This window comes from Streptomyces ovatisporus (assembly GCF_042653885.1).
Classification (GTDB): domain Bacteria; phylum Actinomycetota; class Actinomycetes; order Streptomycetales; family Streptomycetaceae; genus Streptomyces; species Streptomyces ovatisporus.
This window is the reverse complement of the sequence record NZ_JBHSFH010000004.1, coordinates 516,054-531,283: the sequence shown is the minus strand read 5'-3', so window position 1 is coordinate 531,283 and position 15,230 is coordinate 516,054. Positions and strand designations below refer to the sequence as shown.

The 15,230-nt window shown below is 71.3% G+C and carries 11 protein-coding genes; 1 reads left to right on the top strand and 10 read right to left on the bottom strand.

The genetic code is table 11. The features are described 5' to 3' along the window. Positions 1–88: 88 nt before the first annotated feature. From ACFPA8_RS07150 to ACFPA8_RS07105, 10 genes are all read right to left on the bottom strand, one after another. Complete coding sequence (locus ACFPA8_RS07150) at positions 89–721, bottom strand: hypothetical protein (RefSeq protein ID WP_386443944.1); 633 nt, start codon at positions 719–721, stop codon at positions 89–91. Continuing rightward, positions 696–3,146, bottom strand: a complete 2,451-nt coding sequence (locus ACFPA8_RS07145) for an MMPL family transporter (protein ID WP_386443941.1) — start codon at positions 3,144–3,146, stop codon at positions 696–698. The genes ACFPA8_RS07150 and ACFPA8_RS07145 overlap by 26 nt, the downstream gene beginning before the upstream one ends. 342 nt (positions 3,147–3,488) lie before the next feature. After that, the gene (gene gatB, locus ACFPA8_RS07140) at positions 3,489–4,997 is read right to left on the bottom strand and encodes an Asp-tRNA(Asn)/Glu-tRNA(Gln) amidotransferase subunit GatB (protein ID WP_386443938.1); all 1,509 of its coding nucleotides are present in this window, start codon (positions 4,995–4,997) and stop codon (positions 3,489–3,491) included. Positions 4,998–5,009: 12 nt separating this feature from the next. Further along, complete coding sequence (locus ACFPA8_RS07135) at positions 5,010–5,255, bottom strand: hypothetical protein (RefSeq protein ID WP_386443935.1); 246 nt, start codon at positions 5,253–5,255, stop codon at positions 5,010–5,012. Further along, complete coding sequence (gene gatA, locus ACFPA8_RS07130) at positions 5,252–6,745, bottom strand: Asp-tRNA(Asn)/Glu-tRNA(Gln) amidotransferase subunit GatA (protein WP_386443932.1); 1,494 nt, start codon at positions 6,743–6,745, stop codon at positions 5,252–5,254. The genes ACFPA8_RS07135 and gatA overlap by 4 nt, the downstream gene beginning before the upstream one ends. Before the next feature lie 5 nt (positions 6,746–6,750). After that, entirely contained in the window at positions 6,751–7,047 is a 297-nt protein-coding gene (gene gatC, locus ACFPA8_RS07125) for an Asp-tRNA(Asn)/Glu-tRNA(Gln) amidotransferase subunit GatC (RefSeq protein WP_386443929.1), read from the bottom strand. A 333-nt stretch (positions 7,048–7,380) separates the two neighbouring features. After that, a complete protein-coding gene (locus ACFPA8_RS07120; protein ID WP_386443926.1) occupies positions 7,381–9,675 on the bottom strand; it encodes a putative bifunctional diguanylate cyclase/phosphodiesterase in 2,295 nt (764 codons plus the stop codon). Positions 9,676–9,929: 254 nt separating this feature from the next. After that, positions 9,930–12,110, bottom strand: a complete 2,181-nt coding sequence (ligA, locus tag ACFPA8_RS07115) for an NAD-dependent DNA ligase LigA (protein ID WP_386443923.1) — start codon at positions 12,108–12,110, stop codon at positions 9,930–9,932. A gap of 15 nt (positions 12,111–12,125) precedes the next feature. Continuing rightward, positions 12,126–13,223 (bottom strand): methionine synthase, encoded by a 1,098-nt coding sequence (locus ACFPA8_RS07110; protein WP_386443920.1) that lies wholly within the window; start codon positions 13,221–13,223, stop codon positions 12,126–12,128. Next, on the bottom strand, positions 13,220–13,909 hold the full coding sequence (locus ACFPA8_RS07105) for an SDR family oxidoreductase (RefSeq protein ID WP_386443917.1): 690 nt from the start codon (positions 13,907–13,909) through the stop codon (positions 13,220–13,222). The genes ACFPA8_RS07110 and ACFPA8_RS07105 overlap by 4 nt, the downstream gene beginning before the upstream one ends. Positions 13,910–14,072: 163 nt before the next feature. On the opposite strand from ACFPA8_RS07105, the gene ACFPA8_RS07100 reads away from it, so the two are divergent. After that, on the top strand, positions 14,073–15,155 hold the full coding sequence (locus tag ACFPA8_RS07100; RefSeq protein ID WP_386443914.1) for an ATP-binding cassette domain-containing protein: 1,083 nt from the start codon (positions 14,073–14,075) through the stop codon (positions 15,153–15,155). Positions 15,156–15,230: the final 75 nt, after the last annotated feature.

Below are 15,230 nucleotides of genomic sequence, written 5' to 3'. Positions count from 1 at the left end.
TCCCCGGCCCGCTCACGGGCCGTACGCGGAGAGGCCGCACGGCGGGGCGCGCCCGCTGCGGGGGCACGTCCGGCATGCGGCGCCGGCGTCAGGAAGGCTGACCCGGAACCTCGGGCTGGGATGCGAAGAGATCCAGGTACATGCCGCCCGCGACGACCAGGCCGATGATGCCCAGGATGAGCCCGCCCAGTGCCACGGCCTTCACCCACGAGCCGGTGTCGGCACGCTTGCTGACCAGGGCCAGAAGAATGCCGCCGACGACGACGGCGAGCAGTGCGAAGACACCGTTGAAGAGGGCGGACGCGTGCCAGGGGGCCCCGTAGAGCGCCGTGATCTGGTCGGCCCCGCCGCCGCCTCCGGTCGGGGGCTGCGAGCTGGCCTCGATCTGACCGATCATCTGCTTGCGCTCACGCAGCATCTCGCTCAGCGAAGTACCCGTCAGGGAGCACAGGCCCAGTCCGGCGCTGACGACGGCTGCCGCGCCGGCGCCGAAACCGCCGCGTACAGCGGTGGCGGGCTCGACGGCGTCCACGCCGGGGTCGTCGTCCTCGACGTGAGGTGAGTCGTCCTCGGCCTCGACGGCGTCCTTCGCCACAGCGGCGTCCTCGGTATCGGTGGCCTCGGGGCCGGTCGACCCCACGCCCGTGACCTTTTCGCGCTCGGTTTCCGGCGCGGTAGCGGTCTCTTCGGTCTTCTCAGTCTTCGTTGTCTCGGTAGCCATGGGGCGTCACCGTAGGGGTCGATTCTGAGAGTCCGATGAGAGCTCCGCGGCGCGGTCCGGGCAGTGCGGCGTGGGCTCCGCCACCGACCGGTTCCGGCACCGGTTCCGGTGCCGGCGCGGGCACCTGCCCGGGTTCCGGGACGGGTACCTGCTCGGGCTCGATGCTCAGGCGCGGGAGGCGGCGTTCGAGCCAGGCGGGAAGCCACCAGTTCGCACCGCCGAGCATGTGCATCAGTGCCGGGACGAGCAGCGTACGGAGGACGAAGGCGTCCAGTGCGACGGCCGCCGCGAGCCCGATGCCGAACATGGCGATGATCCTGTCGCCGCTGAGCACGAACGCGCCGAAGACCGCAATCATGATCACGGCGGCGGAGTTGATCACCCGTCCCGTCTCGGCCAGTCCGACGCGTACCGCTCTGCAGTTGTCTCCCGTCTGCCGCCACTCCTCGTACATGCGGCTGACGAGGAAGACCTGATAGTCCATCGACAGCCCGAAGAGCACCGAGACCATGATCACGGGCAGGAACGGCTCGACGGGCCCGGGCCCGCCCAGTCCCAGCAGGCCGCTCCCCCACCCCCACTGGAAGACGGCGACGACGACTCCGCAGGCGGCGGCCACCGCCAGGACGTTCATCAGCGCAGCCTTGAGCGGAATCCCGATGCTGCGGAACGCGAGCAGCAGCAGCACACAGCCCAGCGAGACGACGATCCCCACGAACAGCGGGAGCTTGCCGAGAATCACGTCGGCGAAGTCGTCGTGGGCTGCCGTCACGCCGCCGACGCGGACCTCGAGAGAGCTGGAGTCGGACGCCTCCGGAAGCACGTCCGTACGCAGGTGCTCGACGAGCTGGGACGTCTCCTGCGCCTGAGGTGCGCTGTCGGGGACGACCGTGATCACGCCCGTACTGCCGCTGCCGCTCAGTTCGCCGCCCGAGGCGTGGGCCACGCCCTCGACGTCGCGCAGTTCTGCGGGGAGTTCCTCGAAGGCGAGTTTCGCCGCGGCGCCGTCGATCTCGGCAACCAGGGTCAGCGGACCGTTCGTGCCGGGCCCGAAGCCCTCCGCGAGCAGGTCGTAGGCCTGGCGGCTGGTCGAGGTCGTGGGGTTGTTCCCCTGGTCGGACGTGCCCAGTTGCAGCCCGGTGACCGGGACGGCCAGCACCACCATCACCGCTGCGGCGAAGCCGCCCAGCAGCCGGGGATGGCGCGCCACGAAAGCCGACCAGCGTGCTGCGGCTCCGGCCGGCGCGGCGCGGGGAGTGACTCCCGCACGCCGCGGCTCACCGGGACCGTCCCGCTCGCCCGGCTCACCCGTCCCGGCCGGCAGCTCGGGCCCGTTGGCGTCCAGCCGCCTGCGTTCGCGTCTGCTGAGCGCCCGCATGCCGATCACGCCGAGCAGCGCCGGCACCAGCGTCACCGACGCCAGCACCGCCAGGACCACGGTCAGTGAGGCGGCGACGGCGACGCCGTTGAGGAAGTCCAGCCGCAGCACGAGCATGCCCAGCAGGGCGATGCACACGGTGACACCTGCGAAGACGACCGCACGCCCGGCCGAGGCGAGGGCCCGCTCGGCCGCCTCCTCGACAGGCAGCCCCTCTTTCAGCCCGCGCCGGTGCCGCGTGACGATGAACAGGGCGTAGTCGATGCCGACACCCAGCCCGATCAGCGTCCCCAGCATGGGCGCGAAGTCGGCGATCGTCATCACGTGGCTGAGCAGGCCGATGCCGAGGATGGCCGTGCCGACGCTGACCAGGGCGGTGACCAGCGGCAGCAGCATCGCCGCGAAGGATCCGAAGGCGAGCAGCAGCACCACCGCCGCCACGGCGATGCCGACCGCTTCGCTCAGGTGGCCGCCCTGCTCCTCGGTGAGGGCGACGCCCGGACCGCCCAGTTCGACCTGGAGGCCCTTCACGTCTCCGCCCGCCTTCTTGGCGGTGTCGACGACGGCCTGTACGTCCTTCTTCTCGACGTCCTCGACTGAGGAGTCGAACGTGACGGTGGCGTAAGCGGTGTGTCCGTCGCGGCTGATGCGCTCCTCGTGTCCCTGCTGTCCGGGTTCCGGGGGAGGCTCGACCGCCTGGCTGTAGGGGCTGGTGACGGTCCGGACCCCGGGCAGGTCCGCGATGCCGTCGAGAGCCCGGTCCATCCGTTCTCTGACTTCGGTGTCGCGGACGCTGTCGGTGGCGTCGTCCGCCCCGCTGCCCGAGTCCGTGTGCCACACGATGGTGTCGCTGTCGCCTGCGCGGTCGGGGAATGCCTCGCTGAGCAGGGTGCTCGCGCGGGCGGTCTCGGTGCCCGGCACGTCGTACTTGTTGGAGTACCCGGACCCGGCCACCAGCGCCGACGTACCCACACCCACGAGTACGGCGCACCACAGCAGCACGACGGCGAGACGGCGGCGCAGGCACCAGCGGGCGAGAGCCGTCATATGTGCTTCGACCTTCCCAGGTGGCGGGGGCTCGATCACCCGGTTCGGGTTGTCCTTGCGGTGCCGAGCGCGGCGGTGACGAGGCGGTCGTGATGCCGTCGTGATGTGACCGTCCTTGCAGCGTGACACCTGACGAAGATCCTTGGCCAGCTTTGTGTCCAGGACCACACAGGCAGGGCAGCACCGCATACCAGCAGGTCACACCGGGTGACGAGAGGCGTGGGCGGTCACACGGCAGGAGCCGGGGGCGGCCCGCGTGGGACCGCCCCCGGCTCCTGTCCTGTCTTGTCCTGTCCTGCCGGTGCCGGGCCCCACTCGGCGGAGCCGGGCCCGGACCGGCTCTCAGCCTTCGACGCCCAGCTTCTCCAGGATCAGCTCCCGCACGCGCGCCGCGTCCGCCTGCCCCCTGGTCGCCTTCATGACGGCGCCCACCAGAGCGCCCGCGGCCTGCACCTTGCCGCCACGGATCTTCTCGGCGACGTCGCCGTTCGCGGCGATCGCCTCGTCCACGGCCGCGCCCAGCGCACCCTCGTCGGAGACGACCTTCAGCCCGCGCTTCTCGACGACCTCGTCGGGCGTCCCCTCGCCGTCCAGCACGCCCTCGATCGTCTGACGCGCCAGCTTGTCGTTGAGCGAGCCCTCCTGGACCAGTTCGCAGACGCGGGCGACCTCCTTCGGACCGATCGGCAGGTCGGCGAGGTCGGCGCCGGTCTCGTTGGCGCGGCGGGCCAGTTCGCCCATCCACCACTTTCGCGCCTGGTCGGCCGGGGCACCCGCGTCGACCGTGGCGACGATGAGGCCGACAGCGCCCGCGTTGAGCACGGACTGCATCTCGTGCTGCGAGATGCCCCACTCCTCACGCAGCCGGTTGCGGCGCACACGCGGCAACTCGGGCAGCCCGGCGCGCAGTTCCTCGACCCACTCACGGGACGGGGCCACCGGAACCAGGTCCGGCTCGGGGAAGTAGCGGTAGTCCTCCGCCTCTTCCTTCACGCGCCCCGACGTGGTGCTGCCGTCGTCCTCGTGGAAGTGCCGGGTCTCCTGGACGATCTTCTCGCCCGCGTCGAGCACCGCGGCGTGCCGCTGGATCTCGAACCGGGCGGCCCGCTCGACGCTGCGCAGCGAGTTGACGTTCTTCGTCTCACTGCGCGTACCGAAGGTCTCCTGACCCCGGGGACGCAGCGAAAGGTTGACGTCGCAGCGCATCTGGCCCATCTCCATGCGGGCCTCGGAGACGCCCAACGCCTTGATGAGCTCCCGCAGTTCGGCGACGTACGCCTTGGCGACCTCGGGAGCGCGCTCGCCCGCGCCCTCGATCGGCTTGGTGACGATCTCGATCAGCGGGATGCCGGCGCGGTTGTAGTCGAGCAGGGAGTGCGAGGCACCGTGGATGCGGCCGGTGGCGCCGCCGATGTGCGTCGACTTGCCGGTGTCCTCCTCCATGTGCGCGCGCTCGATTGCGACACGGAAGACCTCGCCGTCCTCCAGCTGCACGTCGAGATAGCCGTCGAAGGCGATGGGCTCGTCGTACTGGGAGGTCTGGAAGTTCTTCGGCATGTCCGGATAGAAGTAGTTCTTCCGGGCGAAGCGACACCACTCCGCGATACGGCAGTTGAGCGCGAGGCCGATACGGATCGCCGACTCGACGCCGCTCGCGTTGACGACCGGCAGCGCGCCGGGCAGCCCGAGACAGGTCGGGCAGGTCTGGCTGTTGGCGTCCGCGCCGAGCGTCGTCGAACAGCCGCAGAACATCTTCGTACGGGTGCCGAGCTCGACGTGGACCTCCAGGCCCATGACGGGGTCGTAGGACGCCAACGCGTCCTCGTAAGGCACCAGTTCAGTGACGGTCACGGAAATTGCCTCTCAGTCGTCCCCGAGGACATCGTCGATGTCGAGCTGCCGCAGCTCCCGCACGAGGAGCGCGACGCCCGTGACGATGCCCGCCGCGGACACGGCCACGTCGATCAGCTGGAGCGTGTCGCCTTCGCGCTTGGCCTCCCGGCCGCGCTTGATGGTGCTGACCGCACCGAACAGGGAGCCGGCGATGGACACGTACATGCCGATCCTGGACTTCTTGAACCCTTTGGCCTTCTGCAGGTTTCCACTCACAACGACGGTGCCTCCTCGAGCAGCGGGTGACCCCAACGTGCCTGGTGGGCGGCTTCGAGCGCCGCACCGACACGGTAGAGACGGTCGTCGGCCATGGCCGGAGCGATGATCTGCAGCCCCACCGGGAGGCCGTCCTCCGGAGCCAGGCCGCACGGAACGGACATGGCGGCGTTGCCGGCCAGGTTGGCCGGGATGGTGCACAGGTCGGCGAGGTACATGGCCATCGGGTCGTCGGCACGCTCGCCGAGCGGGAAGGCCGTGGTCGGCGTGGTCGGCGAGACAAGCACGTCCACCTGGGAGAAGGCCCGCTCGAAGTCGCGGGTGATGAGCGTGCGCACCTTCTGCGCCGAGCCGTAGTACGCGTCGTAGTAGCCGGAGCTGAGGGCGTACGTGCCCAGCATGATCCGGCGCTTGACCTCGTCCCCGAAGCCTTCCGCGCGGGTGAGCGCGGTGACCTCCTCCGCGGAGTGCGCGCCGTCGTCGCCCACGCGCAGGCCGTAGCGCATGGCGTCGAAGCGGGCGAGGTTGGACGAGCACTCCGAGGGTGCGATCAGGTAGTAGGCGGCCAGCGCCTTCGTGAACGAAGGGCAGGACACCTCGACGATCTCGGCGCCGAGCTCCCGCAGCAACTCCACGGTCTCGTCGACGCGCTGGAGCACACCTGCCTGGTAGCCCTCTCCGCGGAACTCCGTCACGACGCCCACACGCAGGCCGTCGACGCTTCCGTTGCGCGCGGCGGCGACCACGTCCGGGACGGGCCGGTCGATGGAGGTCGAGTCCAGCTCGTCGTGGCCGGCGATCACGGAGTGCAGCAGCGCCGCGTCCAGCACCGTGCGGGCGCACGGCCCGGCCTGGTCGAGCGACGAGGAGAAGGCGACCATGCCGTACCTCGAGACCCCGCCGTACGTCGGCTTGACGCCCACGGTGCCGGTGACGGCGGCGGGCTGGCGGATGGAACCGCCGGTGTCGGTGCCGATGGCGAGCGCCGCCTCGTAGGCGGTGATCGCGGCGGAGGAACCGCCCCCGGAGCCGCCCGGAACGCGGGTCAGGTCCCAGGGGTTGCCGGTCGGGCCGTAGGCGCTGTTCTCCGTCGAGGACCCCATGGCGAACTCGTCCATGTTGGTCTTGCCGAGGATGACGACGTCCGCTTCCTTGAGCCTCCGCGTCACGGTCGCGTCGTACGGCGGGATCCAGCCCTCGAGGATCTTCGAACCCGCGGTCGTGGGCACGCCCTCGGTGGTGAAGATGTCCTTCAGCGCCAGCGGCACACCGGCCAGGGGGCCGAGCTGCTCGCCGCGGGCCCGCTTCCCGTCGACCTCACGGGCCTTCGCCAATGCGCCCTCGCGGTCGACGTGGAGGAAGGCGTGCACCTTCTCGTCCACGGCGTCGATCCGCGCGAGGTGCGCTTCGGTGACCTCGACGGCGCTGACGGCGCCGCTCGCGATCCGCTCCGCGGTCTCCGCGGCGGTCAGTCTGGTCAGATCGGCCATCGCGATCAGTCCTCCCCGAGGATCTGCGGCACCTTGAAACGCTGCTGCTCCTGCGCCGGGGCGCCGGAGAGCGCCTGCTCGGGGGTCAGCCCGGGACGCACGGCGTCCGGGCGCATGACGTTGGTGAGCGGCAGCGGATGGGAGGTCGGCGGTACGTCCTCGTCGGCGACATCGGACACGGCGGCGACCGCGCCGATGATGTCGTCGAGCTGTCCGGCGAAGTGATCGAGCTCTTCGTCCTTCAGCTCCAGGCGCGCCAGCCGGGCGAGGTGGGCGACTTCCTCGCGCGAGATGCCAGGCATGCAGCGGTCCTCTGGGTGAGTGTTGGATTTTCCGCCCCAATCCTATGGCTCCCGTGCCGTTGCCCGTGCCGCCGGGCACACGCGGGCGGTGCCGAGCCGGACGGGAGGACCGCGGTGCGGCTCGGCGCGACCGGTGCAGCGGTGCGTCCGGGGACCTGCCGGCGTCCGGTTCGGCGGGAGCTCCGCAGGTCAGCGCGTGCGCCGCCGCCTGCCGGACAGTCCGGAGGCCGCGCGGCGGCGCCCCGGCCGGAGTGCGGTGGCCCGGTGCGCGCTGCGGCCCGGCAGACGGTCGCGAGGGCGTCTGCCGGGCCGCAGTATGACGATCGGCGCGCGCTACTGGACTGGTTGCCAGCCTGTTGGACGGTTCGCGTCGTGGGACTGGGTCGGGCCCGGGGACTGCGGTCCCGACGAGCGGGGTGCACCCCCTGAGGGGCCCGGCGTGTGCCGCGACGAGGTGGAACCCGTCGCCGGCGGGGACCCGCACTCCAACTCGGCCTGCGGCCGGGCGCGTTCCAAGGAGTCCGGGACACCGTCGCGCGCCCGCAGCCATGCCGTCGTCTCGTCGGGGGGCATGGCCGCCGCGACGAGCCAGCCCTGCACGGCGTCGCAGCCCAGGTCCCGGAGGCGCTCCCACGTCTCGTCGTCCTCGACGCCCTCGGCCACGACCAGCAGGCCGAGTGAGTGCGCCAGATCGACCGTGCAGCGGACGATCTCCGCGTCCTCCGCGTCCACCGCGAGGCGGGCGACGAACGAGCGGTCGATCTTCAGCTCGCTCACCGGGAGCCGCCGCAGGTGCACCAGCGAGGAGTAGCCGGTGCCGAAGTCGTCCAGCGACATCTTCACGCCGTGCCCGGCCAGAGCGGCCAGGGTGTCGGCGGCGCGCTGCGGGTCCTCCAGGAGCACGTGCTCGGTGATCTCCAACTGCAGGGCCCCGGCGGGGACTCCGTGCCGGGCGAGCCTCCCGGCGACGGCCCCGGCGAAGCCCGGCGCGTGCACGTCGCGCGGTGAGACGTTCACCGCGACCGGTACGGTCAGGCCGCCCTTTCGCCAGCGGGCGACCTGCGCGAGAGCCGTCTCCAGCACGTACTCCGTCAGGCGGGGCATCAGTCCGGACGTCTCGGCGATGGCGATGAACTCGTCCGGGGGCACCCGGCCGCGTTCCGGGTGCACCCAGCGCACGAGCGCCTCCAGACCGGAGACCACACCGTCGAAGCGGACCTTCGGCTGGTAGTGGAGCTCGACCTCACCCGCGTCGAGGGCCCGCCGCAGATCGGCCAGGAGCCCCAGCCTGTCGGGGGTGTTGCCGTCGCGCGTCGCCTCGTAGACCTCGACGCCCGTGCGGTCGCGCTTCGCCTCGTACATGGCCACGTCGGCCCGGCGCAGCAGCCCTTCGGCTTCACGCGCGTGCTCGGGGAAGACCGCGACGCCCGCGCTCGCCTCCAGGACGAGAGTGAGGCCGTCGAGGTCCAGCGGGGACCCGAGGGCGGAGACCAGGGTGCGGGCGGCGCGCATGGCGCTCGTGGTGGAGTCGGCGAGCGGCAGCAGGACGGCGAACTCGTCACCGCCGAGTCGCGCCGCCTCCGCCCCGCGCGGCAGTGCTCCGCGCAACCGCTCCGCGATCTTCAACAGCAGCCTGTCGCCCGCGAGATGGCCGAGGGTGTCGTTGACAGAGCGGAAGCGGTCCAGGTCGATGAGGACGAGCGCGCCGCGAGCCTCGGTACGGTCGGCCTCCTCCAGCGCCGACCAGGTGCGCTCCAGCAGCCACTGGCGGTTGGGAAGTCCCGTCAGCGGGTCGCGCAGTGCCTCCTCCGCCCGTACCCGCGCGATCCACAGCGTCGAGTCCAGTGCGATCAGCGGCACCGTGAACAGCGGGAGCAGCACCGGACGGTGAGCGGCGACGACGGCTATCAGCGGCGATATTCCCAGCAGCGCGAGCGCCACCAGGCCCTGACGGAGCAGGGACCGGCGCAGCACGGTGAGCATCGCCGTCTTGCGGGGTGTGTAGGAGAACCACAGCAGGGTGCGCGTGGCCACCAGATAGGCGCAGGCGGCGAGGACGATGCCGGGCAGCGCCGAGTAGCCCCAGTTCTCGGGCTCCCAGGGGTTCTCCACGGAGGGATGCACGCCGAACGCCGCAAGCGCGAGGGCCGCCGCTCCGATGCCGAGGATGTCCACGGCACCGTGCAGCACCGCCTGACGCCACCTGTGCCGGCGTGCCGCACCGACCAGCACGACGACCGCCAGGCTCACCAGGACTGCGGGAACCCAGCCGTAGAGCAGCAGGATCGCGAGGGTGAGCGCTGCGCCCGAACCGGTGCCGCCCCACCAGCGGTCACGGCCGAGGGCGACGAGATGTCCGACGATGACGCCGGTGAGCACCGCCAACGACCAGCCTGCGACCCCGGATGGGAAGAGTGCGTGTCCTTGCGACAGGACGCGGAAGACACCCGCGCCCAGCGCCACCCCCGCCCCGACGGCGATGAGCAACGGCAGTCCGGGCACCCTCAGCGCGGCGATGCGCTGCACCCACGGCACGTCCTCCGCTCCGGCCGTGGACCCCGTACTGCCGCCCGCGCCGTCGGGCAGGCCGGAGTACGGGGGGCCGTGGCCCCCAGGAAATTCCTGCATGCCCGTCCCTCTCGCAGCCGTCCGTGCCTGCTCGCCAACCAGGCACACACATCAACAGTAGGCCGCACAGCGCTGCCAGGGCAGCGATCGGCCGGGGTTCGCTGTGCGCGACCCGGCTTATCCGGCCCCTTTCAGGAGCAACGGCCGATAACAGTGCGGCTCCTGAGTGCATACCCTGGCGTAAACGCATGAGACACCTGTGACCCGCGCACAACACCGAGAAAAGGGAGGACAGTTGACGAGCCCTCAGCACCCTATTCGGGGTGTTTTTCGGCCACTTGGCGCGCCGCGTCCGGCCCTTGCTCCAGCAGAACGGCGAGTCCGTCATCGTCCAAAATAGGCACCCTCAGCTGGACGGCCTTGTCGTATTTCGATCCCGGGCTCTCGCCGACGACCACGAACCCGGTCTTCTTCGAGACCGACCCGGTCACCTTCGCGCCCCGCTGCTGCAGCGCCTCCTTCGCGCTGTCCCGGGTGAGCGTGGCGAGGGTCCCGGTGACGACGACGGTGATCCCGTCCAGGGGCCGCGGGCCGGCCTCTGCCGAGCCCTCTGCCTCCATGCGGACGCCGGCCGCGCGCCAGCGTTCGACGATGTCGCGGTGCCATTCCTCCGCGAACCAGTCCTTCAAGGAGGCGGCGATGGTGGGGCCGACACCCTCCGTCGCGGCGAGTTCCGCCTCGTCCGCCTCCGCGATGCGGTCCAGTGAACGGAACTCCCGGGCCAGCGCCTCGGCCGCGACGGGCCCGACGTGCCGGATCGACAGACCGGTGATGATCCGGGCCAGCGGGCGCTCCTTGGCGGCCTGGATGTTCTCCAGCATCGCCAGCGTGTTCTTCCGCGGCTCGCCCTTCTGATTGGCGAAGAGGGTGACGACCTTCTCCTCGCCCGTCTCCGGGTCGCTCTTGGGCAGGCCCGTGTCGGGGTCCAGGACGTAGGACTTGATGGGCAGCAGATCCTCGGCCTTCAGGTCGAAGAGCCCGCCCTCGTCCTTCAACGGCGGCTCCGAGGGCTCCAGGGGCTGTGTCAGGGCGGTGGCGACGACGTAGCCGAAGTGCTCGATGTCCAGGCTCTTGCGGCCCGCCAGATAGAACAGCCGCTCCCTCAACTGGGCAGGGCACGAACGGGCGTTGGGACAGCGGAGGTCGATGTCGCCCTCCTTCATGGGCCGCAGCTCCGTCCCGCAGTCCGGGCAGTGCCCGGGCATCACGAACTCCCGCTCGCTGCCGTCCCGCAGGTCGGTGACGGGACCCAGGATCTCCGGGATGACGTCCCCTGCCTTGCGCAGCACCACGGTGTCCCCGATGAGAACGCCCTTGGACCGCACGACCTCCTGGTTGTGGAGGGTGGCGAACTCGACCTCGGAACCGGCGACCGTCACCGGCTCCACCACCGCGTACGGCGTGACCCGGCCCGTGCGGCCGACACCGACGCGGATCTCGACCAGCCTGGTGTTCACCTCCTCCGGCGCGTACTTCCACGCGATGGCCCACCGCGGGGCGCGGGAGGTGGAGCCGAGGCGGCCCTGGAGGCGCACCTCGTCCAGCTTCACCACGACGCCGTCGATCTCGTGCGCGACGGAGTGCCGGTGCTCCCCGTAGTGCTCGATGAACTCACGGACGCCGTCGAGCCCGTCGACCACCTTCGTGTGGGTGGAGGTCGGCAGGCCCCACTCGCGCAGCAGGTCGTACGCATGGCTCAGGGTGTCGACCTCGAAGCCCTCACGGGCGCCGATGCCGTGCACGACCATGTGCAGCGGACGCGTGGCGGTGACCTTCGGGTCCTTCTGGCGGAGCGAACCGGCCGCCGCGTTGCGGGGATTGGCGAACGGCTTGTCACCGGCCTCCACCAGACGGGCGTTGAGCTCCTCGAACCGCTCCATCGGGAAGAAGACCTCGCCGCGGACCTCGACCAGATCCGGGATGCGCTCGCCGCTCAGCCGCTCGGGGATGTCGGCGATGGTGCGCACGTTGGGCGTGATGTCCTCGCCCGAGCGGCCGTCCCCCCGGGTGGCGGCGCGGGTCAGCCGCCCCCGCTCGTAGGTGAGGTTGACGGCGAGACCGTCGATCTTGAGCTCGCAGAGGAAGTGGTGCTCCACGCCCTCCAGTTCACGGGCGACGCGGTCCGCCCACTCGGTCAGCTCCGCCTCGTCGAACGCGTTGTCCAGCGAGAGCATCCGCTCGCGGTGGGCGACCTCCGTGAACTCCGTCTCGTACCGCCCGGCGACCCTCTGCGTCGGGGAGTCGGGCGTCACCAGCTCCGCGTGCTCGGCCTCCAGGGCCTCCAGCTCGCGCAGCAGCCGGTCGAACTCGGCGTCGCTGACGACGGGTGCGTCCCGCACGTAGTAACGGAAGCGGTGCTCCTCGATCTGCTCCGCGAGCCGCTGATGCTTCTCACGCGCCTCGGCGGGCACTGTCGAATGCTGTTCCCCGGCCACCGTCTCGTCCTCCCGTTACTCAGGGTTGTCAGCGAGGGATCTCGCGGCCCGGACGCAGTGGGCGAGCGCGGCGCTCGCATACGCGGGTGAAGCGCCCGCGAGCCCGCACGCCGGAGTGACCACCACCGACTCCGTGAGGAGTGCGGGGGCCAGCCCGAGCCTGCGCCACAGCGACCTGACACCACTGACGCTACCGGCAGGGTCTGACAACGCACCCGACGCCGGCGCGACGCCGGGTACGGCACCCGCGAACAGCGCCGTGCCTCCCTCGACCGCCTCGCCGATCGTTTCGTCCTCACGCTGGGTGAGCAGTGCGGCGTCGAAGGCGACCCCCGTGACCCCGGCCCTGCGCAGCAGCGCGAAAGGCGGCTCGGGCGCACACGAGTGCACCACCACCGGCACCCGCACGGCCGAGACCAGCTCCCGCAGCGTGCCCTCCACCACGGCCCTGTCCACGGCCGCGTGAGTGCGGTAACCGCTGGCGGTGGGCACGCGGCCGCGCAGCACCGCCGTCAACGACGGTTCGTCCAGCTGCAGTACGGGCTGTGCGCCGGGCACCCTGCGCCGTACGTCCGCGAGATGGGCGAGCAGCCCCTCCGTGAGGGAGGCGGCCAGGTCGCGGCGCGCGCCGGTGTCCCCCAGCACGGCCTGTCCGTTGCGCCGCTCCAGGGTCGCCGCGAGCGTCCAGGGGCCGACGGCCGAGACCTTCAGCGCTCCCTGGAAGCCCTGCGTGAACTCCTCCAGCGCGTCGAGGTCCTCCCTCAACCAGGAGCGGGACCGCCGGGTGTCGCGTCCCGGCCGGTCGCCGAGCCGCCAGCCGCTGGGTTCGAGGTGCGCGTAGAGCTCCACCAGCAGGCCGGCCGTCCTGCCGGTCATGTCCGCTCCCGGGCCCCGCGCGGGCAGCTCCGGCAGGAACGGGAGGGACTCCAGGGTGCCGGTGACCGTACGGGCCGCCTCACGGGCGTCCTCGCCGGGCATCGAACCGATGCCGGTGGCGGCGGCGGGGCCCCACGGGAGGCGCGCCGAAGTCCGGCCGGAGACGGGCGAGTCCGTGCCGGCGTCCGTGCGGGGGGTGTCCGTGCCGGTGTCCGTTCCGTGCGGTGTGGTGCTCATGCGGTCGGCTTCACGGTCAGGTCGGTGATCTCCGTGCCGCGCGGCATGTCCAGCGCGGTCAGCAGGGTCGTGGCCACGGCGTCGGCGGGGATCCAGCGTTCCGGGTCGTACTCCCTGCCCTCCTGGCGGTGCACCTTCTCCTGCATGGGCGTGGCGGTGCGGCCGGGATAGACGGAGGTGACGCGCACGCCGTGCCCGCTCTCCTCGGCCCGCAGCGCGTCGGCGAGCGCCTTCAGCCCGTGCTTGCTCGCGGCGTACGCGGACCACTGCGGATTGGCGCGAAGCCCGGCACCGGAGTTGACGAAGAGGACGTGTCCCCGGGCGAGACGCAGTTGCGGCAGCAGCAGCCGCGTCAGCTCGGCGGGAGCGGTCAGGTTCGCCGCGAGAGTGCTGCTCCATACCTTCGCCGTGAGTTCGCCCACCTCTCCGAGCTCCACGACTCCCGCGATGTGCTGCAGGGAATCCAGATGACCGGGCAGTTCCTGGTGGCCGAGCGCCCACGACAGGCGTTCGGGCTCCGCGAGGTCGCCGACGAGCGTACGGACGCCCCGGAAGCGCTCCTCGAACTCCTTGGCCCGGCCGGCGTCCCGTGCCAGCAGCCAGAGTTCGTCGCCACGGTCGAGCAGCCGCCGCGTGACGGCGGCGCCGATGCCGGACCCGGCACCGGTGATCAGATGGGTTGCCATGTCTCCATGGTCGCGCAGGTTCGAACCCGCTCACGAACCGGTGGCGTGCCGCCGATGAATTTTCACGGGCTGCCCGGTCTGACCGCTGTGAGCCGGCGGCTTCTGTACGCGCCGCGTCGTACCGTCGCACGGCACATCACGACGAGAAAGAGGGAGGGCAGCGATGCGTACCGATACCGCGAAGCACACCACGCCGCGGCAGCACGACGGTCCGGCGATCGAGACGTCAGGACTGGTGAAGGTCTTCGGTGACAACAGAGCCGTCGACGGCATCGACCTGCGGGTCCCCGCAGGCACGGTCTACGGCGTGCTCGGCCCCAACGGCGCGGGCAAGACGACAGCCGTGAAGATGCTGGCCACCCTGCTGCGCCCGGACGGCGGCGAGGCCCGCGTCTTCGGGCACGACGTGCTGCGCGAGGCGGACGCCGTACGGTCCCGGGTCAGCCTCACCGGGCAGTACGCCTCCGTCGACGAGGACCTGACGGGCACCGAGAACCTCGTGCTGCTGGCCCGGCTGCTCGGCCACTCCAAGCAGTCCGCACGCAAGCGCGCGGCGAAGCTGCTGGAGGCGTTCGGGCTGGAGGAGGCCGCCGGACGCCAGGTGAAGCAGTACTCGGGGGGCATGCGGCGGCGCATCGACATCGCGGCCAGCATCCTCAACACCCCCGACCTGCTGTTCCTGGACGAGCCCACCACGGGTCTGGACCCCAGGAGCCGCAACCAGGTGTGGGACATCGTGCGTGCCGTCGTCGCACAGGGCACGACGGTGCTGCTCACGACGCAGTACCTGGACGAGGCCGACCAACTCGCGGGCCGTATCGCCGTGATCGACCACGGCAGGGTGATCGCCGAAGGCACACCGGGGCAGTTGAAGTCGTCCGTCGGTGCGGGCTCCATCCATCTGCGCCTGCGCGACGGCAGTCAGCGGGAGGAGGCACGGCACGTGCTCTCGCAGACGCTCGCCGCCCAAGTGCAGCCGGAGGCCGACCCCGTCGCGCTGACTGCCCGCGTACAGGGAGGCGGCACGGAGCGCGGAGCTGCCGAACAGGCCGCGCTGGCGCTGGCGGAGCTCACCCGTTCCGGTATCACCGTCGACCACTTCTCGCTGGGCCAGCCCAGCCTCGACGAGGTCTTCCTCGCCCTCACCGACCACCCCGCGCACGACGAGGACCAGCCGGCCGACGGCCGCTCGCCTGTCTCGCGCAGCTCGCAGAACGGCCACGCCGCCGAGGAGACACGCTCATGAGCAGCACGCCCGCATCCGCCCCGACACCCGCGACCTCTCCGTCGGCGTCCTCGGCCTCGACGGCGTCCTCGCCTT

Coding starts and splice junctions, on each gene's coding strand:
- ACFPA8_RS07150 (WP_386443944.1), bottom strand. CDS start 721: ATGGCTACCGAGACAACGAAGACTGAGAAGACCGAAGAGACCGCTACC.
- ACFPA8_RS07145 (WP_386443941.1), bottom strand. CDS start 3,146: ATGACGGCTCTCGCCCGCTGGTGCCTGCGCCGCCGTCTCGCCGTCGTG.
- gatA (WP_386443932.1), bottom strand. CDS start 6,745: ATGGCCGATCTGACCAGACTGACCGCCGCGGAGACCGCGGAGCGGATC.
- gatC (WP_386443929.1), bottom strand. CDS start 7,047: ATGCCTGGCATCTCGCGCGAGGAAGTCGCCCACCTCGCCCGGCTGGCG.
- ACFPA8_RS07120 (WP_386443926.1), bottom strand. CDS start 9,675: ATGCAGGAATTTCCTGGGGGCCACGGCCCCCCGTACTCCGGCCTGCCC.
- ACFPA8_RS07110 (WP_386443920.1), bottom strand. CDS start 13,223: ATGAGCACCACACCGCACGGAACGGACACCGGCACGGACACCCCCCGC.
- ACFPA8_RS07105 (WP_386443917.1), bottom strand. CDS start 13,909: ATGGCAACCCATCTGATCACCGGTGCCGGGTCCGGCATCGGCGCCGCC.
- ACFPA8_RS07100 (WP_386443914.1), top strand. CDS start 14,073: ATGCGTACCGATACCGCGAAGCACACCACGCCGCGGCAGCACGACGGT.